We start from the raw sequence: 24,869 nt of genomic DNA, 5'->3' as shown, positions 1-24,869 counted from the left end.
TCGGCCAGCGCCAAAACCGGGCATTATAAACTCGGGTTTGACGCTTTGTCCTCTTCCCCCAATGACCACATCCCCCAGTAGTACCGCTCCCCTCGTGATTCGCCCCAGCATGGAGGGTGACATTGCCGCCATCCAGCAGATTTACGAGCATGCGGTGCTCCATGGCACCGGCACTTTCGAGACCGATGTGCCAGACCGTGCCGAGATGGCGCGCCGGCGCACCGAGGTGCTGAGCCGCAGCCTCCCCTATCTGGTGGCCGAGCGTGACGGCCAGGTGTTGGGTTACGCCTATGCCAACTATTTCCGCCCCCGGCTGGCCTACCGCTACTTTGTGGAAGACTCCATCTACCTGTCGCCGCAGGCGCAAGGCCAGGGCATTGGCCGGCTGCTGCTGGCGGAGCTGATTGCGCGCTGCGAGGCGGCGGGGGCGCGGCAGATGATTGCCGTCATCGGCGACTCCCAGAACCTGGGGTCGATCGGCGTGCACCGCACCCTGGGCTTTGAACAGAACGGCCTGCTGAAATCCGCCGGCTGGAAGTTCGGCCGCTGGCTGGACGTGGTGCTGATGCAGCGCCAACTCGGCCAGGGCGACACCAGCACCCCCACCGCGACGCCTGCGGTGGCCTCATCGCCCGCTGCGGCGACCGCTGCAACATCGGCCACTTCCACAACTGCCGATCCAGCACCTGCCGCATGAGTGCCGGGATCGGTTCTGCACGACAGCATCGGTCCTACCGTTCCAAGACGGTGGCCACCTGGCTCAGCTTTGGGCTGGGCAGCCTGGGGGGACACCGCTTCTACCTCTACGGACTGCAGGACCGCTGGGCCTGGGCGCACCCGCTCCCCACACTGCTTGGCCTGTATGGGGTCCACCGCATGGACGTGCTGGGCCAGGACGACCGTCTGGCCTGGTTTCTCATTCCGCTGCTGGGGTTCATGATGGCCCAGAGCATGCTGGCCGGCATCCTCCATGGCCTCACCCCGGACGACCGGTGGAATGAGCGCCACAACCCCGGGCTACCGCCACGGGCCACCGGATGGGGGCCCGTCATTGGCGTTGTCGCCTGCCTCCTGGTGGGCGGCGCGTGCCTGATGGCCTCCATCGCATTTTCCGCCCAGCGATATTTCGAATCGCAGGTCGAGGCGGCGCAGGACATCAGCCAATGAGCGGCGTCGGCTGAGGGCGCCCATCGCTTGGCGCTGGATCAGAACACCGTAAAGCTCAGCCAGTAAAAGACACCCCCAATAAAGGCTGATGCGGGAATCGTGAAGATCCAGGCCCAGACGATATTGCCGGCCACCCCCCACCGCACCGACGACGCACGCTGCGTCGACCCCACCCCCACGATCGCTCCCGTGATGGTGTGCGTGGTGGACACCGGAATGCCCAGCGCCGTTGCCAGGAACAGCGTCATCGCCCCGCCCGTTTCCGCGCAGAACCCGCCCACCGGCTTCAGCTTCGTGATCTTCTGGCCCATCGTCCGCACGATCCGCCATCCGCCGAACATCGTGCCCAGGCCGATGGCCAGATAACAGGCGCCGATCACCCAGGTGGGCGGCGAATGCTCCGTGCCGGACGCATACCCGGATGCAATCAGCAGCATCCAGATCAGCCCGATGGTCTTCTGCGCATCGTTACCGCCGTGGCCCAGGCTGTACAGCCCGGCGGACAGCAACTGCAGCCGACGGAACCAGTTGTCCACCCGCAGCGGCGAACTGCGCCGGAACACCCACGCCACGAGCACCATCAACAGCGAGCCCAGCAAGAAGCCCAGCAATGGCGACACAAAGATGAACAGCACCGTCTTGCCGATACCGCCCATGATCAGCCCTTTGGTGCCGGCCTTTGCAATTGCCGCGCCCACCAGCCCGCCGATCAACGCATGCGACGAACTGGACGGAATCCCGTAGAACCAGGTGATCACGTTCCAGGAGATCGCCCCGATCAAGGCACCAAAGATCACATGGTGATCCACGATGCCCGGGTCGATACTGCCCTTGCCGATCGTGGCCGCCACCTTCAGTTCAAAGAAGGCCACCGCGACCACATTGAAGAAGGCCGCAAACAGCACCGCCTGCTGAGGCTTCAGCACCCCCGTGGACACCACGGTGGCGATCGAATTGGCCGCGTCGTGGAAGCCGTTCATGAAGTCGAACAGCACGGCCAGCACCACGAGCATGGCCACGACCCAGAAGGCCACCTGCATCGTTCCCATCAGCCGACCCCAGATCAGGAATTCTCGAGGACGATGCCCTCGATCAGGTTGGCCACGTCTTCACAACGGTCGGAAATCGATTCCAGCTGCTCGTAGATCGCCTTCAGCTTGATCAGTTCACGCACATCCGGCTGCTCGCGGAACAGCTTGGACATGGCCGCCCGCATCACGCGGTCGGCATCGGACTCCAGCTTGTCGATCTCTTCGCAGGTCTTGATGGCGGCTTCCGCCGTCAGCGACTCGCTCAGCTTCGGCAGCAGCGACACCGCATGCTGCACACGCTCGCAGCACTTGGCCGACAGATCACCCAGGCGCAGCACTTCTTCCGGGATCGAGCGCACGTCGTACAGCTGCATGGTCTCGGACGAGTCCTGCAGCAGGTCCAGGATGTCGTCCATCGCATTGATCAGACCGTGGATCTGTTCCCGGTCGATCGGCGTGATGAAGGTGCGGTGCAGCAGACGGTTCACCTCGGCGGTGATCCGGTCGGCGTGGTGCTCGGCCTTGTCCACTTCGGCCGCGTATTTCTCGCGCAGCGTGATGTCGTTGTAGTTCTGGATCATCAGCATGAAGGCGCGAGCCCCCTCAACGATTTGCGCACCGTGCTGATTGAATAGCTCAAAAAAATTGCCCTCACGGGGCAGCAACTTGCCGAAAAACATGGGTTCTCGTCACAAAAAAGTCATGGCCGTGTCATACGGCAAGGGCGCAAGTGTAGCCGTGCAGGCCGAAAGGCGGGATTGAGAGCGTTGCCCAGGCCCTTGCTTTCCTTCGGACATGACGGCTTTTTGCGCGATGCCCTGGCGTTCGGCAGGGGCTTTGGGGTGTGGGGGCCACCATTTGGGCGGCAGCCGCCCGGCATCGATGCAATTGATCGGGGGCGCGCTGTGCAGGGGCTCGGGAGAGGGATCAGCCTGCGAGCACAGGCACCAACGCTTGAGGCTCGCGCGTGAGGGACTGGTCCCGCACAGCGGCTTCATGCTCGCGCAGCGGGCCCAGGCCGGGCAGATGCAGTTCGGGCGCCAGTTCCAGCAGCGGCAACACCACAAATGCGCGCTGATGCAGGCGGGGATGTGGCACGGTCAGGCGCTCGGAGTGGATCTGCTGCTGTTCATACAACAACAGGTCGAGATCCAGGGTGCGCGGCGCATTCACAAAAGGCCTCTCACGCCCATGCCGCTGCTCGATGGCCTGCAGCGCATCCAGCAACGCCAGGGGCGCAAGCGAGGTGTTGATGGCGGCGACCGCATTGAGATAGTCCGGCCCTTCACAGCCAACCGGCGCGCTATGCCAGGCGCTCGACACCCGCGTCACCCGGATGCCGGGCCACGCCATCAAGTCGGCCAGCGCCGACTCCAAGGTCTGGCGCAAGTCGCCGAGGTTGGCCCCCAGGGCCACGTAGGCCTGGCTCATGTCGCGCCGGGCGCCTCAGGCCCCACCGCCGGCAGCGGACCCACCGGAGTCGCCACCGCCGTGGCCGGCACCGCCGCCACCAGCGGCCTTCGGCTTGCGGCGACGACGCCGCTTGCGCGCGGGATTGGCGCGTGCTGCGCCACCCTCCCCCTCACCACCGAAATCGGCAGCCGGGTCGCGATCGTCAAAATCGTCCTCGTCCTCGTCGTCGGACGCCCGGTCAGCCGAACGATCAGCCGCCGCACCGCGCCGGGCCTTGCCAGCCGCCGGCTCCGCAGCCTCACCGGCGTCACCCACCGACTGGCTGACCACCCCACGCGCCACCTGATGCACCCGGCCGCCGCCCTGCTTGGGACGGCTCTTGGAGCCGGATTGCCGCTGGGATTCCCGCGCCTGGTCCAGCAGGGCGCGACGCTCATCCTCGTTGCCCAGGGCGAAGTCTTCCCACCAGTCGGCCAAGGTGGCGTCCACCTCGCCCGCTTCGGCGCGCAGGGCCAGGAAGTCGAAGCCGGCCCGGTACCGGGGCTGTTCGATCAGTCGGTGCGGGCCGCTCCCCGTGCGGCGCTCAAAGCGCGGCTGCATCATCCAGATTTCACGCATGTCCGCCGCCAGCTTGCCGCGGCCGGAGATGTCGCCCACGCGGGCATCAAACACCAGGTCAATCGCCTGCTGCAACGCCGGCACCGGTCCTTCGCCATTGGCGATCAAACGGGTCCAGCGCTGCTGGACATCGCCCCACAGCATGCAGGCCAGCATGAAGCTCGGCGCCACCGAGCGGCCTTCAGCCACCCGCTTGTCGGTGTCTTCCAGCGCAAGCCGCACGAACCGGCCATGCACGTTGTCCGGCAGCGCGCCGTTTTCATCCAGCACCGCGTCCAGAATCGGGAAGATGCCTCGCGCCAGACCCTGCTTGCGCAGCTCCTCCAGGCTGGCCAGGGCATGGCCGGTCTGCAGCAGCTTGATCATTTCATCGAACATGCGCGAAAGCGGCACATTGGCCAGCAGCGCAGACATCGAGGCGATCGGAGCGCGGGTCTTGGGTTCAATCGTGAAGCCCAGCTTGGCGGCAAAACGCACCGCGCGCAGGATGCGGACCGGGTCTTCCCGATAACGGGTCTCCGGGTCGCCGATCATGCGCAGGACCTTCTTGCGGCTGTCGGCCAGACCGCCGTGATAGTCCACCACCAACTGGCGCTGGGGGTCGTAATACAGGGCGTTGACGGTGAAGTCGCGGCGGGCCGCATCTTCCACCTGGGGGCCCCAGACGTTGTCCCGCAGCACGCGCCCGCTGGCATCGACCACATGGGACTTGCCAGCCAGTGCGTCCTTCGAGGTCTTCTCATTGCCTTGCACCTGCTCGGCGTCGTCCTGCGTCAGCAGCGCGCGGAAGGTGGAGACTTCAATCACCTCATGCTCGCGTCCCCGACCGAACACCACGTGCACGATGCGGAAGCGCCGGCCGATGATGAAGGCCCGACGGAACTGGTTCTTCACCTGCTCCGGCGTTGCATCGGTGGCCACGTCGAAGTCCTTCGGGCGGCGGCCCAGCAGCAGGTCGCGCACGGCGCCGCCCACGATATAGGCCTCAAAGCCGGCATCCGTCAGGCCCTGGACCACCTTGACGCCGCGTTCATCCAGCAGTTCGGGGTCGATGCGGTGTTCTTCCGCGCCAATCTCGACACGGCGGCCCAGGGGCGTCGCCTTCGAGGCGGCGCCTTCGGGTTTACCCAGCAACTTGTTGAACAGTTTCTTAATCATTCGAACAACTTCAGTATTGGCCAGCCGCGCTCGCGCGCCAGCGTGTCCAGCGCCGTGCTGGGATTGGTCGCCACCGGATGGCTGACCTGTTCCAGCAGCGGCAGGTCATTCATCGAGTCGCTATAAAAATGCACACGCTCGAAGTCCTCCCAGCGCCGGCCCTGCTGCTCCAGCCACTGGCGCACCCGCACCACCTTGCCGCCCTGGAAGGACGGCACACCGTTGATGCGCCCGGTGTAGCGCCCCGCGTCGTCCCGCTCCAGCTTCACGGCAATCAAGTGGTCAATGCCAAACGCCTTGGGGATCAATTCGGTCACAAATTCGTTGGTGGCCGTCACCACCACCACCAGGTCACCGGCATCCAGGTGGCGTTGCACCAGTGCGCGCGCATTGTCGCGCAACATCGGGGTGATCACTCGCTCCATGAACGCGGACCGTGCCGCCAGGGCTTCGGCCAGCGGGCGGGCTCGCCAGACCGAGGTGGCGAACTCGATGTATTCGTCCAGATTGAGGGTGCCGTTCTGGTAGTGCTGATAGAAGTTGTCGTTGCGCGCCGCCCAGGCTTGGCCGTCCGCCCAACCGATCTCCACCATGTAGGCGCCAAAAGCATGGTCCGAATCCTGGGGAATCAGGGTACCGTCCAGGTCGAACAGGGTCAGATCCACGATGTCAATTCCTTCGGGAGGCAGAAAAAAAGTCAGTGCGCATGCGCGCCCTGGTCGGCCAGCATCTGGCGCAGCAGGGGCACCGTGACAGCACGCTTGCTGGCCATGGAGAATTCATCCAGCCCGTCCAGCAAGGTCATCAGGTGTTTCAGGTCGCGGGCGAAGCGGGTCAGGAGGTAGTCCATCACCTCGTCGCTCAGCACCAGGCCGCGGCGGTCGGCATCCCGCCGCAGTACGGCACGGATTTCGGCTTCTGACAGCGGCTGCAGGGCAAAGGTCGGCCCCCAGGCCAGGCGGGTGCGCAGATCTTCACGCAGCGCCAGGTCCACGGGAGGCTCGGTGCCCGTGGCCACCACCGCCAGGCCCATGGTCGCGGCCTCCACAAACAGGGCAAAGGCGGCGTGCTGCTGGCCGGCATCAAACCGCTGGCAGTCGTCCATCAGCAGCAGGCTGGGGTGGGCGGGCAGTTCCCAGGGCAGCGGTGTGTCCGCGTCATACCAGCCCACCTGGGCACCGGCGGCCTGCCAGCGCTGGGCGAGCGCCCGCAACACGTGGGTCTTGCCACACCCCGGCGGCCCCCACAGAAACACCGGCGGCGCACCGGTCCCGAGCGTCAGGACGTGCGTCAGGGCCGCCACGTTCGCGCCGGGCAGCAGGTTGTCAAAGGTGTAGTCGGGCTCGGGGCCCAGCGACAGCGGAATTTGCTTCAAACGACTCAAGCCTTGGGTGGTGGGCGCGGGCCAGGAACGGCACGGCGCGCCGGGCGGCGCGGGATGCGGTCAACAAAGCCTGCCCCGCCCGTCCGGACAAGGTCCTGGCGGACCTGTTGGACAGCGAACCGGATTCTAAAGGTTCAGTGCAGGGTCGCCGGACCGTCCCGGTCCCGGATCTGTTGGATGCATTGCGCCAGCTCCGCCTTTTCGGCCTGATCCTCCGGCAACAGGGCCACCAGGCGCTGCTGGATGGCCAGCAGGCGGGGCAGGTCGCCCTGCTCCAGATGGATCTGCTTCAGATTGCGCAACATGCGCGCCAGGATCTGGCGCGGCGAGGCGGTGCCCAGGAAGGTGTCCAGCGACATCGGCTCTCCCGGCGCCAGGCCGGCCCGCTCCCGCCAGGGGCTCAGGAATTCGTCCAGTTCGCTGCGGCCCAGAGAACGGCCGCTGAACGGGTCCAGCACCACCTCGCCTTGGGGCAGACGCAGCTTCATCAGGAAATGGCCGGGAAAGCTCACCCCCTTGACCCGCAGGCCCACATGGCCGGCCAGCTCCATATAAATAATGGCCAGGGTGATGGGGATGCCGCGCCGGGTGGCCAGCACCTCATGCAGATAGCTGTTGCCGATGGCGTAGTAATCGTTGACGTTGCCGGCAAAGCCCAGTTCGCCGTGGAAATATTGATTCAGCATGCGCAGCCGATGGCTGGGCGGCGCATCCGCCGGCAGGCGGCGGCGCAGACGCTCCCCCAACCGGTCCAGTTCGGCCATCACCTGCTGGACGTCCAGATGCGGCACATCCACCAGCGCAATGGCCGTTGCAGCCTCCGCCAGATTCAGCCCCTCGTCGTCAGCGACCAAGGTGGCGAAGTAGTCGAGTGCCGACGGCACGGCCCAATCCAACGGCAAATTCATAGGCCCCAAGTCTACGCCCTGTGCGAGGGTCGCGCGCCGAGCCCGATGCCGGTCAAGCGCGCTTGATGAAATGGCGCACCTGGATGCCGGAGAGCAGCAGCAGGGCAAAGTACAGCAGGGCCGAACCGCCCAGGCTGACCGCCATCCAACCCGCACGCACCAGTTCATGCTGCCCCAGGGCCACCCAATCGAAATGATGGGCCAGCCACCATTGCAGACCGCCCATGGCCGCACTGGCCAGAACCACCCGCAACACAAACCAGAACCAGCCCGGCGCCGGGGTGTAGCTGCCCAGCTTGCGCAGGCCCCAGAGCAGCAGGCCCGCATTGATCACCGCCCCCAGGCCGATGGACAGCGACAGACCCGCCACACCGATCTTCAGCCAGAAGACAAAAATGCCGTTCATCACCTGGGTCAGCACCAGCACCAGCACCGCCACGCGCACCGGGGTGCGGGTGTCCAGCCGCGCGTAATAGCCGGGAGCGAGGATCTTCACGCCCACCAGACCCATCAGGCCCACCCCATAACCCATCACGGCCTGGGCGGTGGCGGCCACATCGGCCGCCTTGAACGCGCCGCGCTGATACAGCACCGCCACCAGCGGCTCGGCAAACACCAGCAGGGCCACGGCGCAGGGCAGCGCCAGCAGCAGCACCAGGCGCAGGCCCCAGTCCAGCAGGTCGGAATACTGCTGGCCGTCCCCCTTGGCCTGGGCCGCGGAGAGCTGCGGCGTCAGCACCACACCCAGCGCCACCCCCAGCAAGGCAATCGGAAACTCCATCAGCCGGTCGGCATAGGTCAGCCAGGAGGCCGCGCCCTCACCCACCGAAATCGCGATCTGGGTATTGATCACCAGCGACACCTGGGCCACCGCCACGCCCACCAATGCCGGCGCCATCTGCCGCCCCACCTGCAGCACACCGGGATGGGCCAGGGCGCGGCGCAAGCCGGACAAACGCCAGGAGATGCGCGGCATCAGATGCACCCGCTTGAGCGCGGGAACCTGCACCACCAATTGCAGAATGCCGCCCAGCACCACACCAATGGCCAGTGAATAGATCGGGCGGTAGCCCCAGCCATCCAGCAGCGGCGAGAGCCCATATCCGGCGGCGATGGACGACAGATTAAAGAGCACCGGCGTCACCGCCGGCACCACAAAGCGCTTCCAGGTGTTGAGGATGCCCGCCGACAAGGCCACCAGCGACATGCAGCCGATGTAGGGGAACATCCAGCGCGTCATGGTGACGGCCGCTTCATGGGCGGAATCGTTCAGGTTGGCCCCCAGGGCCAGCACCAGCAGCGGCGCGGCGGCCACGCCCAGCACACAGATGACGATCTGCACCCACACCAGCACGGTGGACACCGCATCAATCAAGCCATGCGTGGCTTCATCCCCATCCCGGGCGCGTGCTGCGGCGAGAGCCGGCACAAAGGCCTGCGAAAATGCGCCTTCGGCAAACAGCCGGCGGAACATATTAGGAATGCGGAACGCCACTTGATAGGCGTCGGTCAGGGCATTGGCACCAAACAGCGCCGCAATCATCTGTTCCCGGACCAGCCCGGTGATGCGCGACATCAAGGTGAACACCGAAACCACCGAAGCGGTACGCAACAGATTCATGAGTGGGTCTAACGGAGCTAGCGGGCCGGAGCAAGAACACATGCCAGACCCGCCCGAAGTGCGGACTTGTTCACGGTGGCACTGGGCCGCAGGCCCGGTCCACCGTCGTCTTGCCCCTGCCTCAACACTGGGGACGGCGCATTATCAGGCTGGGTGTGAGCAGCCTGGTTTGATTTTCACTGGCGCACTGCTATACTCTTTGTCTTTGCACCATCTGGACACCCAAGACAATGGCAAGCTCTTCCAAAGCCAAGAAGAAAACCGTGCGTCTGGCCTCTGGCCGTAAGCGCGCACGTCAAGACGTCAAGCTGAACGCCGCCAATACGGCGCTGCGTTCCAAGTTCCGCACGGTTATCAAGAACGTGCAAAAGGCGATCGTCACTGGCGACAAGGCCAAGGCCGCCGACCTCTTCAAGATTGCCCAGCCCGTGATTGACTCCGTGGCTGACAAGGGCATCTTCCACAAGAACAAGGCAGCTCGCCATAAGAGCCGCCTGTCCGCCAAGATCAAGGCGCTGGCCGCCTGATAGCGACTTCCAGCTCTGGTGCAAATAAAAGCCCGCTCCGGCGGGCTTTTTCATTGGGGCGCCGCTGCATCCCCGACCTGTTCAGGCCCGCAGCGGCATCGGCGCACTGCCCACCACATCGCGCGCGTGGAGCCAATCCACCACATTGCGCGCCACCCACTCCCCATCATCCAGCGGCAGGTCATGTCCGGCACGGGCATGCAGACGCAGCGGCGCCCCCCAGGCCCGGCTGATGGCCTGCGAACACCGCCAATCCACCAGTTCATCCCCCTGACTGCACAACAGCAGCATCGGCGGAAACGGTCGATTCCAACTGGCGCGATACCGAACCGCAGCGAGCAACTGCCGCAGCGCATTGCGGCGCCTCACCGGATGCTTGCGCTGCAGCGCCACCCACTGGTCCAGCACCTGCTCCGGCTGCTGTTGCATGCGCGTGGTCATGGCCAGCACCCTCGCCTCACGCTGACGCAGACTCAGGCGAAACAGGCTCAGCGCCAGCAAGGACCAGTAATTGGCGGGACGCAAGCGCCGGAAGAAGGCGCTGAAGGGCCGCAGACTGGTGTTGATCAACACCACCGCCTCCAACTCTTTCGGGTAGCGGCTGGCCCAGTCGCTGGCCACCATCGCGCCCAGCGACATGGCCAGCACGTGATAAGGGGTGCGCACCCCCCGGCGCTGCAGCTCGGTGCGGCAGGCCTCCACCATGTCCGCCACCCGGGTCGGGCTGAGTTCCTGGCAGAGCCTGCCGTTGCCGGGCAGGTCCAGCAGTTCCAGCCGCACATCCGGCTGCTGGGCCCTCAACGCCCGCAACAGGCGCACGGGGAAGTCACCCCAATGGCCACTTTCCCGCGTCAGCCCCCTCAGCAGTACCCAAGTCGTCCCACTCATGCCCGGTTCCGTCGATACCAGCGAATCAGGGCCTGCTCCCCATGGTCCCAGCGAGATTCCGGTCCCGGCAGCCACCGGGACGCGCTCTGTGTGGCGCGCATCATGAAATCCATCCAGGCCATGTGTCTCCGCAGCACCCGCTGCTGTCTGTGTTCGATCAGCGGATTGAACATTCCGTAACGGGAGAGTAGCTGCCTCGGATTTTTCTTCACCCATAACCATGACCCCATTTCGAGCGTCATCGGGAGGAAGATCCCCCTATCCAGGGTGAGCGCCTCGTCATACAGATGGTCCCAGAGGTCTCCGTGGGCCAGGTAGTGGCGGCTTTGCGGCTCCAGCACATAGGGATGAGGCGAAAGCCCCTGGTCCAACACCTCGCACAAGGCATGTACCTCCGCCAGATGCGGCATCGGGCGGCGGCTGCGGGCGTAGGGGAACCAGATGCGGTCATGCAGGCCGAAGCCGGAATGGCAGTCGATGCTGAGGGCAAATGGACGCCCCAGCAGCTCCTCCCGCATCAGGCGGCAGAGCGCATCGCTTTCCGGCTGGAGGGGCGCACCCGCCGGCCCGCGATACCAGGGCAGCCCGGTGCCCAGGCGGTGCCCACCCACCAGCCAGGGCACGGCGCGGTCGGCATCCTGCGGGCCATTGCGCATCAGGTCCACCCCCGCCGGGTTGGCGCGACGCCCCATCAAAATGCCGCCGGGATTCACCAATGGCAGGAATACCAGACGCACCGACTCCAGTTGCTGATGCAGGCTGACATCCCAGCGCAGCCGACGCACCAGACTGCCCAGATAGGCCAGCGCCACCTGCGCCCCGATGCGCTCCAGCCCGTGGACGCCGCCGATCACCGCCAGCGCCGGTACTGACGGGTCCGGGTTGCCCAGCGTCACGGCCAATACCGGCAACTCCACGGCACCCGCCTGTACACGCACCAGTTCGCGGCAATGCACAAGAGCGCCACCCCGCTCCACCAGTCGGAGCAGTTCATGCAGTTCAGGGAGGGCCGGTGCGGCGCGGGCCGCCGCTTCGGCGCGGAGCACGGCCATGGCAGGTTTTCGGACGAAACCCTGCACGCTAGAGCCAAATGGCGCTTTGCGCGATGGCCCGAAGGGATCAGGACCTTGCGCTGGCTCGGGGGGATGAGGCTGGGAGGATCAGCGCGGCGTCGGGCCCGCCGTGGGAGGGTCGGGCAGCAAGCAGGCGTCGACCACCTGGAGTTTGTTGTCGCGGGCGAAGTTCATGACGAAGTCCCAGGCCATCGGCTCGACGGACTTCAGCGCTTCGCTGACGATGACGCACTTCACGCCATTGATGACCCGCGGCACACAGTAGGGCGAATAGCCAATGTGCGCATCGCGCCCTGTCTTCACGCCGCCAGGGCGAAAACACGACATCGCCCCCGCCAGACGCTCAGCCCAGTCGCTCGGTCGAAAGGTGCGGCCATCCGTCGTGATTCCCTGGATGAACACTTCTCGCGGCTTGGGCTGCTCAGTCATGCGTCACTCGATCATTCCTATCCCGCACCGCAGGGCGCCGGGCAAAAACAGTATTGTGCCTCGGATGTGTTGCGTCGCAGCACACAGGGACTCTCTGAGGGCCGACATGCCGTGCGACATACGACGCAGCCGGAACATTTTTCAGGGCCCACCCGTAGAATCAATCGCTCCTTTCGAGGAGCTTTTTTATTGCACTGCCGGGCTGGTCCCGCTGCAATTCCTTCCACTGTCCCATCACCATTGTTCTGGAGACTTGATGAACGCCCAGGAGTCCACGTTCGCCGCCCCGACCGAACCCCACGTCATGCAAACCTACGGCCGCCTGCCCATCGCCCTGTCGCACGGCGAAGGCTGCCAAGTGTGGGATACGGCCGGCCGACGATACCTGGATGCGTTGTCAGGGATCGCCGTCAACACGCTGGGGCACAACCACCCCCGGCTGGTGGCGGCGCTGCGGGACCAGGTGGGCAAGCTGATTCACACCAGCAACTATTACCACGTCCCGCTGCAGGAGCAGCTCGCCGCCAAGCTGTGCGAGCTCTCCGGCCTGACCAACGCCTTCTTCTGCAACTCCGGCCTCGAAGCCAACGAAGCCGCGATCAAGATCGCCCGCAAGTTCGGCCATGACCGGGGCAACACCAATCCGGCCATCATCGTTTTCGAGAAGGCTTTCCACGGCCGCTCGCTGGCGACGCTGTCGGCCACTGGCAATCCCAAGGTGCAGGCGGGCTTTGGCCCGCTGGTGCCCGGGTTCGTGCGCGTCCCGCTGAACGACCTGCCGGCACTGGAACAGGCCATCGCCCAGAACCCCAACGTCACCGCCATCTTCCTGGAAACCATCCAGGGCGAAGGCGGCATCAACCCCGCCCACATGCAGTTCCTGAAGGACCTGCGCCGCCTGTGCGACCAGCACGACCTGCTGCTGATGCTGGACGAGGTGCAGTGCGGCATCGGCCGTACCGGCAAGTGGTTTGCGCATCAATGGGCCGGCATCCAGCCGGACGTGATGCCGCTGGCCAAGGGCCTGGGCTCCGGCGTGCCGATCGGCTCGGTGGTCTGCGGTCCGCGTGCGGCCAAGGTGATGGGTCCTGGCAACCATGGCACCACCTTCGGCGGCAATCCGCTGGCGATGCGTGCCGGGGTCGAGACGCTGACCATCATGGAAGCGGACGGGCTGCTGGACAACGCCACCAGGATCGGCGCTGAACTGAAGGCGGCCCTGGAAGCCGGCCTGGCCGGTGTCCCTGGCTTCGTGGAGGTGCGCGGTTATGGCTTGATGATCGGCATCCAGCTGGACCGCCCCTGCGGTGCCCTGATCGCCCAGGCGGCCGAAGAGGCCCAGTTGCTGATCAGCGTGACGGCGGACTCGGTGGTGCGCCTGCTGCCGGCCTTGATCATCACCAGCGCCGACGCGGCAGAGATCGCCGCCCGCCTGGTGCCGTTGATCAAGCGCTTTCTGTCAGCGCCCGCATCATGAAGCCGGGAGACAGCCTGATGCGTCACTACCTGCAGTTCAAGGACCTGCGCGCTGAAGAGTACGCCTATCTGTTTGACCGGGCGTCCATCATCAAGCGACGTTTCAAGAACTACGAGAAGTACCAGCCGCTGGCGGACCGCACGCTGGCGATGATCTTCGAGAAGGCCAGCACCCGCACGCGGGTGAGCTTTGAGGCCGGCATGTACCAGATGGGCGGCTCGGTGGTGCACCTCACCACCGGGGACAGCCAGTTGGGCCGCGCCGAACCGATCGAGGACAGCGCCCGAGTGATCAGCCGGATGGTCGACGTGGTCATGATCCGTACCTTCGAGCAGACCAAGATCGAGCGTTTTGCTGCCCATTCGCGGGTGCCGGTCATCAACGGCCTCACCAACGAATACCACCCCTGCCAGATCCTGGCCGATCTGTTCACCTTCATTGAACAGCGCGGCATGGACCGACGCGGGGCCATCGACATGGACTGCCTCAAGGGCCGTGTGGTGGCCTGGGTGGGCGACGGCAACAACATGGCCAACACCTGGCTGCAGGCGGCGGAAATCCTGGGGTTCACTGTCCATGTGAGCACGCCCAGCGGTTATGAGATTGACCCGGCCGTGGCCGGCATCCAGAACCGCAGCTGCTACAAGGTCTTCAAGGACCCGATGGAAGCTTGCGCCGGGGCGGACCTGGTGACCACTGATGTCTGGACGAGCATGGGCTATGAGGCGGAAAACGAAACCCGCCGCACCGCCTTTGCCGACTGGCGCGTGGACACCGAGATGATGGCCCAGGCCAAGCCTGATGCGCTCTTCATGCACTGCCTGCCGGCACATCGCGGCGAGGAGGTCACTGCGGAAGTGATCGACGGACCACAATCCGTCGTCTGGGATGAAGCGGAGAACCGCATGCATGTCCAGAAAGCGCTGATGGAGTATTTGCTGCTGGGCCGGATCGGCCGCTGAGGCTGGGGCCCACTGCGGGCTCCGGTCTCAGCATCCCGGTGGTGGGATTCGCTCCCACCACCGGGTGTGTCGCCTCCTGACATGAGATTGGGGCCGGATCGCGGCCGGACCGTGACCGTATAGCGGCTGGATCACTTGCCCCCACTCGTTGGCGGGATGGCCGTGGATGCCAGCGGTTTCATCCCCTCCTCATAACTGCCCGGCGGGTAGTGGCGCTGCAGCACTTTCCAGAACAGGCCGCTTTTGGATGCCCGGTCCAACACCTCCGTCAGGAACTCGCGGTCGGCCGCCGACATCTGGCGGGACAGATACACACCGCTATCCCCCCACCCCAGTTCACTCAGCGGCTCATAACGCAAGCGCTCCAGCATGCCGCGGCTGCGGCTGTCCTGCAGCAGCGTGCCAACAAAGATCCAGGGGGTCATCACGGTCACATCGGCCAGCCCTCGCTCCAGGGCCCGCGCCACGGCGCCAGGGTCGGCCTCCATGATGAGCCGCCGCTGATCCCGCAGGATCCCGAGCAGTTGCTGGTAACCCTCCCCATAATCGAACCCCCGCACCAGGGCCACACGGAGTTCACGCCGTTCCGCCAGTTCCTGCATGGAGCTGACCGGCGCGCGGTCGGACATCAGTGAAATCAGCACCGCGCGGGTTTTGGCCATGGCCACGAATTCGCCACGGGTATCCCGTTTCGGCGTGCGCTGGGCAGGCACCAGCAAATCCGCATGGCCGCTGCCGAACATCGCCTCCTGGCGCGCCCTCGGCACCACGGTGAAATCGAACCGGCACCCGGTGTCGGCTTCGATGCGACGCAGCAATTCCGGATAGACCCCGCCAACAGCGCCGCCGGAGGTGACCACCCCCAACCCCACCGGTGAGATCGGCACCCGGATGATGCGGGAGCAGTTGGCGCGCGCAGGCCCTGCGCCTGCCAGCAAGAACCAGCTTGCCAGAGCGGTCAAGGTACGCCGACGCGCCGCGTGGGATCGACCAAGGCAAGGCCCGGGGCGACCGGAGAACCCGAAGTCCGGATGGTTCATTTCTTGTCTTCTCCCTGGCTGCGGAACTGCCTGGGCCGATGAATCCAGCCACGAGCGTTCCGTCTGAAGAGCTAGAGTAGCAAACTGATCGTGCCACCGTCAGCCTTCAAGCGCGGGGCGGTTTTGTACCGAGGGCACAAGGCTTGCCAGACTCAGCCCATCGTCAGCCATCCGTGGCATGCTTGGCCTCCAATGAAGACTGCTCTGATTTCAGACCTCCACGCCAATCGCGAAGCGCTTTCTGCGGTGTTGGCCCATGCGCGGGAGCAAGGTGCCGACCGTTTTGCACTGCTGGGCGACTATGTCGGTTATGGAAGCGACCCCGCCTGGGTCGTGGATCAGGTCCGGTCGCTGCAGGCTGGGGGGGCCATTGTGGTGGCGGGCAATCATGATCTGGCGGTGGCGCGCGGCCCCAGCCCGACCATGCATGAAGACGCCCGGGCGGCCATTGAATGGACTCGCAACCAGCTGACGCCGGACCAATTGCGCTTTCTGGGTGAACTGCCGCTGCATCAGGTGAACGACGACTGCCTGTTTGTCCACGCCAATGCCTTCGACCCCGCCGGTTTTGCGTATGTCCAGGGCCGCCTTGAGGCGATGCGCAGCCTGCATGCCACCGACTGCCGCTACACCTTCTGCGGCCACATGCACGAGCCCATGCTCTACCACCTGTCGGGTACCGGCAAGGCGGGCGACTTCCGGCCGCAGCCCGGCATGGCGATTCCGCTGCTGCCCAATCGCCAGTGGCTGATCATTCCCGGCGCCTGCGGTCAGCCGCGTGATGGCAATCCTGCCGCCTGTTATGCCTTGTTCGACCACAACAGCGGCGATCTGAGCTTCCAACGGGTACCGTACGACGTGGAGGCTGCGATGGCGGCCATCCGCGCCGCGAAGGGCCTGCCGCCGGCCCTGGCTGAGCGATTGGCGCACCGCCTGCAGCTGGGGCGATAAGCTCGCGGCGTGTCCGTTCAGGTTGCACCCTCCTCGATGACCGAAACGCCCTCCCCGATTCCCTATCCGCTGCAGCCCGGCCAGGTGCTGGACGGCTTTGTGCTGGAAGAGCGATTGCACCAGGGCGGCATGGCCAACCTGTGGAAGGTGCGGCGGGAGACCCCGCAGCCGGGGGAGGACTTCCCGCTGATCATGAAGGTGCCGCGCATCAAGGGCGGAGAAGATCCGGCCAGCATCGTCGGCTTCGAGGTGGAGCAGATGATCCTGCCAGCCCTCAAGGGCCCGCATGTGCCGCGGTTTGTGGCCCGGGGGGATTGGCGGCGCCAGGCCTACATCGTGATGGAGCACATCCAGGCGGACAGCCTGCGACCCCTGCTGGACCGTGCCCCACTGCCCCTGGTGGACGTGGTGGAAATCGGCATCCAGGTGGCCCATGCGCTGACCGACCTGCATCACCAGCATCTGGTGCATCTGGACATCAAACCCAGCAACATCCTGCGCCGCGCGGACGGCTCGGTGGTGCTGGTGGACTTCGGGCTCTCCCGCCACGACTTCCTGCCCGACCTGCTGGAAGAGGAGTTCTCGCTGCCGATGGGGACGGGCCCGTACATGTCGCCGGAGCAGGTGCAGTTTGTGCGCAACGACCCGCGCAGCGACCTGTTTGCGTTGGGCGTGATGCTCTATCACCTGGCCACCGGGGAGCGTCCGTTCGGGCAGCCGAACTCGGTGAGGCAGTTGCGTCGTCGGCTCTATGTGGAACCGATTCCGCCGCGGGCCATCCGCCCGGAGTTGCCGTCGTGGTTCCAGGAGGTGGTGTTGCACTGCCTGGAGGTACGCGCGGAGCGGCGTTACCAGAGCGCCACGCAACTGGCGCTGGATCTGCAGCGGCCGGATGCCGTGACGCTGACCGCACGTGCCCATCGGGTGCAGCGCAGCGGGCTGGTGCGGCGCTTCAAGCGGTGGTTCCTGGCCCTGGGGGCCGAACCGCAGGCGCCCTCATCGGTGGGGGCGCAGGTGTCGCGCAGCCCGGTGATCATGGCGGCGGTGGATGTGCAGGGCGCCAGCGCCGGCCTGCTGGAGGCCTTGCGAGATGTGGTGCAGCGGCTGCTGGAAACCGAACCCGGCGCCCGCCTGGCCTGCGTCGGTGTGATGAAGACGGCACGCATCGGCATGGACGAACTCACCGATGCGCAGGGGCGCAGCCATCATGTGCAGCAGTTGATTGCCTTGAAGAACTGGGCCCATCCGATGACCCACGGGCTGGCGCTGGAGGATGGGCGATTGACCTTCCATGTGCTGGAGGCGCCGGATGCCGCCGATGCGCTGATTGAATTCGCGGCGAGGACCGGGGTGGATCATGTGGTGATGGGCGCACGCGGCAGCTCGGCACTGCGACGTTATTTGGGCAGTGTCTCCACGCAGGTGGTGACGCAATGCACCTGCACGGTCACGGTGGTGAGGGAGCCGCCACTGCCGGAGGCAGCGACCCACCCTGTGGCGGTGTGAACACACCAGAGAAGACCTCGCGCAGGATGCCCAGCCTGGGAACGAATGGACGCTGTGAACGCCTGCACGTGACCAAGTCAGCGCATCGCCGCATCGCCGCATCGCCGTAATCGTCGGTAATCGTCGGTAATCGTCGGTAATCGTCGGTAATCGTCGGTAATGGTCCTTTCCCTTCCCGCTGCCCAACATGGCTTCCGTGGTCGCACTTAACGCGATGTCACGAAAGAAGCAGGGCGCCAGGACACCTCCTGGCCCTTTCAGCACCTTCAATCAGGAGCAGACATGAACTTCCTCAAAGGACTGATTTTCTTATTCTTCCTATCCCTCGGCCACGCGGCGTCTGCGTTGGTGATCGAGGGCACGTACACGTCGTCTGACGGGTACTACTCAGTCAACATCACGACCGCAAATTCATCGGACGGCTCCATCGTTGGGACCTACACGTCCTACGTCTCACCCATCGGCACCTACGTCGAGACGGGCACCGTGGGGCATTTTGGTTGGGTCAACAACAGCGCTGGACAAAGCGGCGTGGCGCCCTTCTCGATCAGTTTCGAAGGCAAGCAGCGCCCCGCCGGCTGGCCCTACATCTTTCGGGAAACCTGGAACGGCGTCTATCGGGTGGACAACACGATCCTCGCCGCTGGCACGCGAAGCTATGTGAACAGCAGCGGTCTTGTGCTCGTGGTCAACCTGGGCACGGTGGTGTTCACCCGGCGCTGAAGCGCGTCGCGAGCGCATGGGTCAGGCGTCGCGCCGTATCTCCATCGCCACGTCACGGATCCTCCATTGGCCTCGGCGTCGCTGGATCAACGCTGGCGGCGCCGCCCTGCCCCCCCACGGCCAGGACAAGCTGTCGATCGACCGCAGAACCCACCATGCCAATCACAGTCGGGCACACCGCCCCAGCTCGCCCCTACACTGCCGGCATGTCCTTCACCACCACCAACAACCCCTGCACCCACTGTGGCGCCTGTTGCGCGAGCTTCCGGGTCGATTTCTCCCGGCAGGAACTGCTCAGCGAGGGCGGCTCGGTGCCGGACGGCCTGACGGTGGACCTCACCAACGACCTCTGCCGCATGCGCGGCACCGACCACGCAGCGCCCCGCTGCGCAGCACTGCAAGGCAAAGTGGGTGAACGGGCCGGTTGCGGCATCTATGAGTGGCGCCCCTCCCCCTGCCGGGAATTCGGCATGCGGGCGCCGCTGGGCCTGGGCGATGAGGCCTGCAACCGGGCGCGCGCACGCCATGGTCTGGCGCCGCTGAATTAAAGCCACGCCGGGTTTCGCACGCAGGCCGGCCGACCGGCATCTTGTCTCAGCCCAACTCGCATCAACGATCGCCCATCCTCCAATCACCAACAACTCACCGGCCACTCACCAGCCACTCAACGACGGTTCACCAGCCGCAGGCCCTGCCCTCAGCGTCGTCCCCCGTCGTCCTTCCCGCTCAATGCATGCGGGACTTCAAACTCTCCAACTTGGCCGTGTAGAGCTGCCGCTGCCGCACCGTGGTGCTCAGTTCTTCCGCACGCGCCAGCGACTGGCGCACCTCATTCCAGCGGCCCAGCCCCACATTGGCCAGTGCCAGCCAGAAATAGAACTCGTGGTAATACGAGGAACGGTCAATTTCCTTCAGGAAGAAGCGACGCGCTTCGGCATAGTTGCCCGACCGCATCGCTGCCAAGCCCAGGTCAAACAACTTGAACGGCGGATAGGGCTCCAGCCGCGCCAGCTTTTCTTCCCACACCGAGGCTTCTGCCACCCGGTCGGTATTGCGCAGCAATTGCGCCAGGTTGCCCATCGCCTGCGTATTGCCGGGCTCGCGGCGCAGTACTTCGCGGAAGGCCTGCTCGGCCGGCTGCAGGTCACCGTGCCGCCGATAAATGACGCCCAGCGTGTTCAGCGACGCCGTCAGCCGTGGTGACTGCAACCACGCCGCACGCGCCCACCAGTAGGCGCGGTCCAGGATGCCCAACGCCATCCATTCGGCGGCACGGTTGTTCATGTACATCGCCAGCACGGTGGATTCATCCAGTTCCATGGCACGCTGGCGGCGGATCTGCGCCCCTGGCAGGAAGTCCACCACCAGCAGCGCGTCCTGATCGCCCAGCACCTTGAAATCCGTCGGGCGTCGCCCGAGGCCGATGTTCACATGACCGGAAACCACCTGCAGATCACCCACCCGGCTGTACTGTTCCTCTTGGTAGATCTGCCGGAAGATCACCGGCACCCCCAGTTCGCGGGCAAAAGAAGCCGTCATCAGCGTGAGCGACAGGCAATTGCCCATGCGGGCGTCAAACGCCTCCGACGCCGTACGTGTCATCTCGGCGTCGTATTCCAGTTTCAACTCACCGGGCGCGGCCAGAGCGTCCACCAGCACATCACGGGGTTCACGCCCGCGCAGGCCGTGGGTCAGGCGCGCCTGGATGAAGGCCCGCATGCCCGGGCTGGGCGCGAGGATGCGGTCGGGCGTGAGGTCTTCCTGGTTGGGCGGGAACAGATCGTCGTGCACCAGCGCGGCCGGCGGCGAAAGCTGCTGCACCGGGTTGACGGCGCAGCCGGGCAGCACACACGTCGCAACCATGGCGCACAAGACGGCCCCCGCTCGCCAGTGGGCCCTGCGCCGTCGGTTCAACGCTTCCATCAACGTCTCCGGCACAGCCTCTGCGGTGGGCTGGTGAGGCCAATGCTAGCCCTGCCAAAGCCTCAATGCACGCACCAGACGACAGGCGGTGGCAGGCGCCACATGGCGGCGGTGATCCGGGCACGGATGCTGCAGGGACCACGCTCAGCGCACGTCCGGCCGTTCCACCACAAACACCGCCACACTGCGCCCCGGTACCGAAAACCTCCCGCCCGCCGGGTCCACCTGCGCCTGCTCCGCCACCCAACGGTCCGCTGCTGTGGCGGCGGCTTGCACCGGATGCAGGCGCCAGTCCAGCGCCGCTTCGGAGGCCAGCGTCACCGTGGCGGGTTGTGTTCCAGCGTTGATGATGAAGAGCAACCGATCAAAACCCGCATCGCTTCGGCCTGTCCCATCCAGGCGGCCGACGATCAGGCCCGGCTGCTGTTGCGGACCGGTGTTGTAGAAGCGCAGGCGCTGTTGCACCTCCTGCGCCGTGCGTAGCCGCAGCAGCGGCGTACTGGCGCGGATGCGCAGCAGGTCCAGGAAGGTGCGACGGGTCCAGTCGATCACCTCTGGCGAAGGTTTTAGCGCGGGATCCGCCAGCAGCGGGCGCAACAGCGGGTAGTCGCCACCGTTGTCCGGCTGCGGCGGCAATCCGCGGCTGAAGCCGTTGTCCTGCCCCCGCCAGTCCAAGCCATTGAACCAGTCGCCAGAGTCGTAGCTATTGCGGTCCATGGACTTGGACCGCAACAGTTCGCCGCCGGCATGGAAGTAGGCCACGCCCTGGCTCAGTGCGTTGATGCCGAGGGCCAGGATCTGGGTGCGCGCACGGTCTTCCGGACGCGTGTCGCGCGGCAGCTTCAAGACCAGCGCATCAAAGAGCGTCTGGTTGTCGTGGTTCTCGACGTAGTTGACGGTTTCTGCTGGCGCCGAGGCATACCCGGCGGGCTGGTCCCCATACGCCATCTGATCGCCAGTGTGGACCTGTCCATCCAGGGTCAGGAAGGCATAGCTGCGCAACGTCCCCGCCATGGCCAGCCGCAGCAGGTCCGCCTGCCGCAACCATTCCGCGCGCCGAGCGGCATCACCTGCCATGGCGGGCACCACGAAGCCCGGCCGGGCGATGGCGGTGGCGGCGTTGTCACCAGCGGCGCCGCCGCGCACGGCATCCCGACCTCGATCGCTGAAGGTGCCGATGCCCGTCCCGTTGAGCGACAGCTGCGATGCCTGCACAAAGCGTGCGCCATGCGCCACTTCTCCGAAATTCCAGCCTTCGCCGATCAGCGGCACGTCATGGCCCAGGGTCTGGCGCAGCCGCGTCTGCAGGCGTTCCATCACCTCACGCGGCTGGTGTCCCATCAGGTCGAATCGGAACGACCCCATCCCGTAAGCCTGCGCCCACAACACCACCGAATCGATCAGCAGCCGACCCATCATGCGGTGTTCGGTCGCGGTGTTGTCGCAGCAGGTGGAGCGCTCCACCCGGCCCTTGGCATCAAGGCGGTGGTAATAGAGCGGCACGATGCGGTCCAGCACCGACTGCGGCTGCTGACCGGCGGCCGAAGTGTGGTTGTAGACCACGTCCATGCCCACGCGCAGACCGGCACGGTGCAGCGCCATCACCATGGCGCGAAGCTCGCGGATCCGCACGGCGCCGTCATTGGCATCAGTGGCAAAGCTGCCCTCCGGCGCGTTGTAGTGGTAGGGGTCGTAGCCCCAGTTGAAGCAGTCCTTCCCGGCCACCGCCGCGACGGCGGCCTGCTGTTGATCGCTGTCCGGTGCGGCAGGGGGAATCTCCGGCATTACGCAGCCACGCTCGGGGACAGTGGCGAGATCGAAGATGGGCAGCAGGTGAATATCGGTCAGCCCGGCTGCCGCCAGCGAGCGCAGATGCCGCATGCCGTGGGAATCGTCGTGCGTGAAGGCGATGTAACGGCCACGGGCCGCAGCAGGTACTGAGGGGTCGTCCCGCGAGAAGTCACGCACGTGCAGTTCGTAGATGACCATGTCGGTCGATGCCTGGGGTGATGGCGGCGCTGAATGGGTGCGCCAGCCGGGCGGCTCCAGGGCGGGGTCGGACAGGTCTGCCACATAGCTGCGCCGCGAATCGGCGGAGAGGCTGACCGAGTACGGATCGGTGACCAGGTTGCGCACCCAGCCGGTGCCGGGCACAAAGACTTCCACGAGATAGCGGTAATAGTCACCGGCATGGACCTGCGGCAGGGTGGCCCGCCAGACGCCGGTGGCCGGATCCGGCTGCAGGGGCTGGCGTTGAGTGGCGGCAGCTTCAGGGCCGGCGTAGAGGCACACGGACACTCTGCGCGCGGTGGGGGCCCAGAGCTTGAAAGAGGCACCACGGTCGGCCGGCTGGAGCAACACGCCCAGGTCCGGTTCGGACTCGGCGGCGGCAAACAGCGCATCCAGTGCGCGAGCGGGCTGCAGGGCGGTGGCTTGAAGCACACGCCCGCGGGTGTCCTCCAGCGTCAGCAGCAATTGCCCTTGCTGCAGGGCTTGGCGACGATCGCTTGGCCACGCCGAAGGCAACTGCAGATCCGCCCCCGCGCCCAGGTAGGCGGTGGCGCGTGCGACATCGGGCGGTAATGGCGCAGTGGCCGGTTCCAAGGGGACGACGGTGTCTGCGCCGGACAGTCGGCCAGCGCGCGTCAGCGCAAGGCTCCCGTCGAGCGAATGGTGCAGACGCAGTCGTTGCTCTGCCGTGGCTTGGACTCCAGGCCAGCGCAGACGGACGTCATCCAGCCACACCGCCTCGGCGAGGGCAGTGACAGTGGCAGTGGCAGTGGCAGTGGCAGTGGCAGTGGCAGTGGCAGTGGCAGTGGCAGTGGCAGTGACAGTGGCAGTGGCAGTGGCAGTGACAGTGGCAGTGGCAGTGGCAGTGGCAGTGGCAGGAGTAGGAGTAGGAGTAGGAGTAGGAGTAGGAGTAGGAGTAGGAGTGCTCGCGGTGGCCGCCATGTTGGCAATCGCGTTACCACCGAGACGTAGCGTGGGTGAGATGGGCCTGAGGATCGTCGCAAACGGTCCGTCGCAAGACGCCAGGTCTTCTTGCGTTGGGCCGCGCGTCATTGCAACGGTAGCTGCGGTGGCCGCTGCCGTACCGGACGCTGGCGTCTTGGCTCCCAACGAGGGGGCAACAAGTGTGGAGAGACACAGGCTGAGCACAAGCAACGCCACGAGGCGATAGCGGGACGGCGGCGGGGTGCTCGCGAACATGAAGTCTCCTGATCTCGTTCTGTAGGGGCTGAGGCGCCGAGCGGGCTGCAGGGCTGAAGGAGGCTCGAGGCCGACACCGCCCACTGGCGCAGCGCCAAAGAAATGGTAGCAAAACTACATCCAAGACATACACCGGGTTTTCAGGAACGACCAATCACCCTATGCTGCTGGGAAAAATAAGCTTCAAACGTGTTCGTGCGTTGATGAGCTTCGAGTTTCACGGGACCGAAAATGCCGTACTTTTGCTACAAAACGACCATGGAGACAGCGCTTTGATCATCCGCCAGACCACCTGCGGTTCACCCCAGGCATCTCCCCAGCCGCCTCGGCTCCACCACCGCAAGGCACTGGCTCGCGTCATCGCACTCCGCGCGGCCACACTGCGCACCGGCATCACCGGCATCACCGGTGTCACCAGCATCACCCGCCTCTGTGCGGCTGTTCTGGTGGTCAGCGCCGCCACCGCCAGCGCTGTTGCCGCCTCGGCAGACCCGGGACGTTCTCGGCCGACGACATCCACGAACGTGCCCCCGAAGGACACCCTCGCTCGGAGCGCCCAGTCACGCTCCAGCGATGAAGACGCCGCTCGTGACCACGCGCCCCGTGATGCATCTGCGGCATCTGCGGCATCTACGGCGTCTAAGGCATCTCCTGCATCCAAGACATCCTCCGCCTCCGCCTCCGCCTCAGGCTCAGGCTCAGGCTCAGGCTCAGGCTCTGGCTCAGGCTCTGGTTCTGCCTCTGGCTCTGCTCCTGCCTCCCGTACACCCCCCGACTCCCCGGCGCCCCCCGTCGACCTGAGCCCGGTCCCCCAGGCGCCCTCCCCCAGCGCCCTGCCCGAGGGCTGGGAGCACGGCGCC

Annotated in this window: 23 protein-coding genes; 9 read left to right on the top strand and 14 right to left on the bottom strand. The window is 65.6% G+C overall.

Features of this window, described 5'->3' with window-relative positions:
* Window positions 1-61 precede the first annotated feature (61 nt).
* Together OU995_RS12400 and OU995_RS12395 are read left to right on the top strand one after the other, a co-directional pair.
* Window positions 62-697: a GNAT family N-acetyltransferase gene (locus tag OU995_RS12400; RefSeq protein WP_267835854.1), complete on the top strand. Its 636-nt coding sequence runs from the start codon at window positions 62-64 to the stop codon at window positions 695-697.
* The gene (locus OU995_RS12395) at window positions 694-1,167 is read left to right on the top strand and encodes a hypothetical protein (protein ID WP_267835853.1); all 474 of its coding nucleotides are present in this window, start codon (window positions 694-696) and stop codon (window positions 1,165-1,167) included. The genes OU995_RS12400 and OU995_RS12395 overlap by 4 nt, the downstream gene beginning before the upstream one ends.
* Before the next feature lie 38 nt (window positions 1,168-1,205).
* On the opposite strand, the gene OU995_RS12390 is transcribed toward OU995_RS12395, so the two are convergent.
* From OU995_RS12390 to murJ, 8 genes are all read right to left on the bottom strand, one after another.
* Window positions 1,206-2,216: an inorganic phosphate transporter gene (locus tag OU995_RS12390; protein WP_267835852.1), complete on the bottom strand. Its 1,011-nt coding sequence runs from the start codon at window positions 2,214-2,216 to the stop codon at window positions 1,206-1,208.
* 14 nt (window positions 2,217-2,230) lie between these two features.
* Window positions 2,231-2,878 carry a DUF47 domain-containing protein gene (locus OU995_RS12385; protein ID WP_267835851.1) on the bottom strand — a complete coding sequence of 216 codons (648 nt, stop codon included), beginning with the start codon at window positions 2,876-2,878 and terminating at the stop codon, window positions 2,231-2,233.
* 247 nt (window positions 2,879-3,125) lie between these two features.
* Window positions 3,126-3,629, bottom strand: a complete 504-nt coding sequence (gene folK, locus OU995_RS12380) for a 2-amino-4-hydroxy-6-hydroxymethyldihydropteridine diphosphokinase (RefSeq protein ID WP_267835850.1) — start codon at window positions 3,627-3,629, stop codon at window positions 3,126-3,128.
* 15 nt (window positions 3,630-3,644) lie between these two features.
* Window positions 3,645-5,387, bottom strand: coding sequence for a polynucleotide adenylyltransferase PcnB (gene pcnB, locus OU995_RS12375; RefSeq protein WP_267835849.1), 1,743 nt, complete (start codon window positions 5,385-5,387; stop codon window positions 3,645-3,647).
* A complete protein-coding gene (locus tag OU995_RS12370) occupies window positions 5,384-6,052 on the bottom strand; it encodes an HAD family hydrolase (RefSeq protein ID WP_267835848.1) in 669 nt (222 codons plus the stop codon). The genes pcnB and OU995_RS12370 overlap by 4 nt, the downstream gene beginning before the upstream one ends.
* A gap of 32 nt (window positions 6,053-6,084) precedes the next feature.
* Window positions 6,085-6,762, bottom strand: a complete 678-nt coding sequence (gene hda / locus OU995_RS12365; RefSeq protein ID WP_267835847.1) for a DnaA regulatory inactivator Hda — start codon at window positions 6,760-6,762, stop codon at window positions 6,085-6,087.
* A 143-nt stretch (window positions 6,763-6,905) separates the two neighbouring features.
* Window positions 6,906-7,679, bottom strand: a complete 774-nt coding sequence (locus OU995_RS12360) for a SirB1 family protein (protein ID WP_267835846.1) — start codon at window positions 7,677-7,679, stop codon at window positions 6,906-6,908.
* A 52-nt stretch (window positions 7,680-7,731) separates the two neighbouring features.
* Window positions 7,732-9,300 (bottom strand): murein biosynthesis integral membrane protein MurJ, encoded by a 1,569-nt coding sequence (gene murJ / locus OU995_RS12355; RefSeq protein ID WP_267835845.1) that lies wholly within the window; start codon window positions 9,298-9,300, stop codon window positions 7,732-7,734.
* Between the two features lie 230 nt (window positions 9,301-9,530).
* Here murJ and rpsT point away from each other — a divergent pair, with 230 nt between their 5' ends.
* Window positions 9,531-9,827 carry a 30S ribosomal protein S20 gene (gene rpsT / locus OU995_RS12350; RefSeq protein WP_088450158.1) on the top strand — a complete coding sequence of 99 codons (297 nt, stop codon included), beginning with the start codon at window positions 9,531-9,533 and terminating at the stop codon, window positions 9,825-9,827.
* An 81-nt stretch (window positions 9,828-9,908) separates the two neighbouring features.
* Here rpsT and OU995_RS12345 read toward each other — a convergent pair whose 3' ends face one another.
* From OU995_RS12345 to OU995_RS12335, 3 genes are all read right to left on the bottom strand, one after another.
* Window positions 9,909-10,715, bottom strand: a complete 807-nt coding sequence (locus OU995_RS12345) for an alpha/beta fold hydrolase (protein WP_267835844.1) — start codon at window positions 10,713-10,715, stop codon at window positions 9,909-9,911.
* A complete protein-coding gene (locus OU995_RS12340) occupies window positions 10,712-11,767 on the bottom strand; it encodes a M14 family zinc carboxypeptidase (RefSeq protein ID WP_267835843.1) in 1,056 nt (351 codons plus the stop codon). The genes OU995_RS12345 and OU995_RS12340 overlap by 4 nt, the downstream gene beginning before the upstream one ends.
* A 108-nt stretch (window positions 11,768-11,875) precedes the next feature.
* Window positions 11,876-12,217 (bottom strand): DUF3579 domain-containing protein, encoded by a 342-nt coding sequence (locus tag OU995_RS12335; RefSeq protein ID WP_267835842.1) that lies wholly within the window; start codon window positions 12,215-12,217, stop codon window positions 11,876-11,878.
* A gap of 256 nt (window positions 12,218-12,473) precedes the next feature.
* Here OU995_RS12335 and OU995_RS12330 point away from each other — a divergent pair, with 256 nt between their 5' ends.
* Window positions 12,474-13,694, top strand: a complete 1,221-nt coding sequence (locus OU995_RS12330; RefSeq protein ID WP_267835841.1) for an aspartate aminotransferase family protein — start codon at window positions 12,474-12,476, stop codon at window positions 13,692-13,694.
* Window positions 13,691-14,656: an ornithine carbamoyltransferase gene (gene argF, locus OU995_RS12325; protein ID WP_267835840.1), complete on the top strand. Its 966-nt coding sequence runs from the start codon at window positions 13,691-13,693 to the stop codon at window positions 14,654-14,656. The genes OU995_RS12330 and argF overlap by 4 nt, the downstream gene beginning before the upstream one ends.
* 131 nt (window positions 14,657-14,787) lie before the next feature.
* Here argF and OU995_RS12320 read toward each other — a convergent pair whose 3' ends face one another.
* Window positions 14,788-15,618: a substrate-binding periplasmic protein gene (locus tag OU995_RS12320; RefSeq protein ID WP_267835839.1), complete on the bottom strand. Its 831-nt coding sequence runs from the start codon at window positions 15,616-15,618 to the stop codon at window positions 14,788-14,790.
* A 270-nt stretch (window positions 15,619-15,888) separates the two neighbouring features.
* Between OU995_RS12320 and OU995_RS12315 the strand changes: the two genes are divergently transcribed.
* The 4 genes from OU995_RS12315 (at window position 15,889) to OU995_RS12300 (ending at window position 19,424) form a co-directional block, all read left to right on the top strand.
* Entirely contained in the window at window positions 15,889-16,647 is a 759-nt protein-coding gene (locus tag OU995_RS12315; RefSeq protein ID WP_267835838.1) for a metallophosphoesterase family protein, read from the top strand.
* Window positions 16,648-16,683: 36 nt separating this feature from the next.
* Window positions 16,684-18,153, top strand: coding sequence for a serine/threonine protein kinase (locus OU995_RS12310; protein WP_267835837.1), 1,470 nt, complete (start codon window positions 16,684-16,686; stop codon window positions 18,151-18,153).
* A gap of 282 nt (window positions 18,154-18,435) precedes the next feature.
* Window positions 18,436-18,876, top strand: a complete 441-nt coding sequence (locus tag OU995_RS12305) for a hypothetical protein (protein WP_267835836.1) — start codon at window positions 18,436-18,438, stop codon at window positions 18,874-18,876.
* 206 nt (window positions 18,877-19,082) lie between these two features.
* Window positions 19,083-19,424 carry a YkgJ family cysteine cluster protein gene (locus tag OU995_RS12300; protein WP_267836248.1) on the top strand — a complete coding sequence of 114 codons (342 nt, stop codon included), beginning with the start codon at window positions 19,083-19,085 and terminating at the stop codon, window positions 19,422-19,424.
* A gap of 178 nt (window positions 19,425-19,602) precedes the next feature.
* Here the strand turns inward: OU995_RS12300 and OU995_RS12295 are convergent, their stop codons facing one another.
* Both OU995_RS12295 and pulA read right to left on the bottom strand, forming a co-directional pair.
* Window positions 19,603-20,739 carry a tetratricopeptide repeat protein gene (locus OU995_RS12295; protein WP_267835835.1) on the bottom strand — a complete coding sequence of 379 codons (1,137 nt, stop codon included), beginning with the start codon at window positions 20,737-20,739 and terminating at the stop codon, window positions 19,603-19,605.
* 204 nt (window positions 20,740-20,943) lie between these two features.
* Window positions 20,944-23,751: a pullulanase-type alpha-1,6-glucosidase gene (gene pulA, locus OU995_RS12290; protein ID WP_267836247.1), complete on the bottom strand. Its 2,808-nt coding sequence runs from the start codon at window positions 23,749-23,751 to the stop codon at window positions 20,944-20,946.
* Between the last annotated feature and the right edge of the window lie 1,118 nt (window positions 23,752-24,869).

It is taken from the genome of Roseateles sp. SL47 (assembly GCF_026625885.1).
Classification (GTDB): domain Bacteria; phylum Pseudomonadota; class Gammaproteobacteria; order Burkholderiales; family Burkholderiaceae_C; genus Roseateles.
The sequence above is the reverse complement of the archived record's forward strand: the minus strand, read 5'-3'. Positions and strand labels throughout refer to the sequence as shown.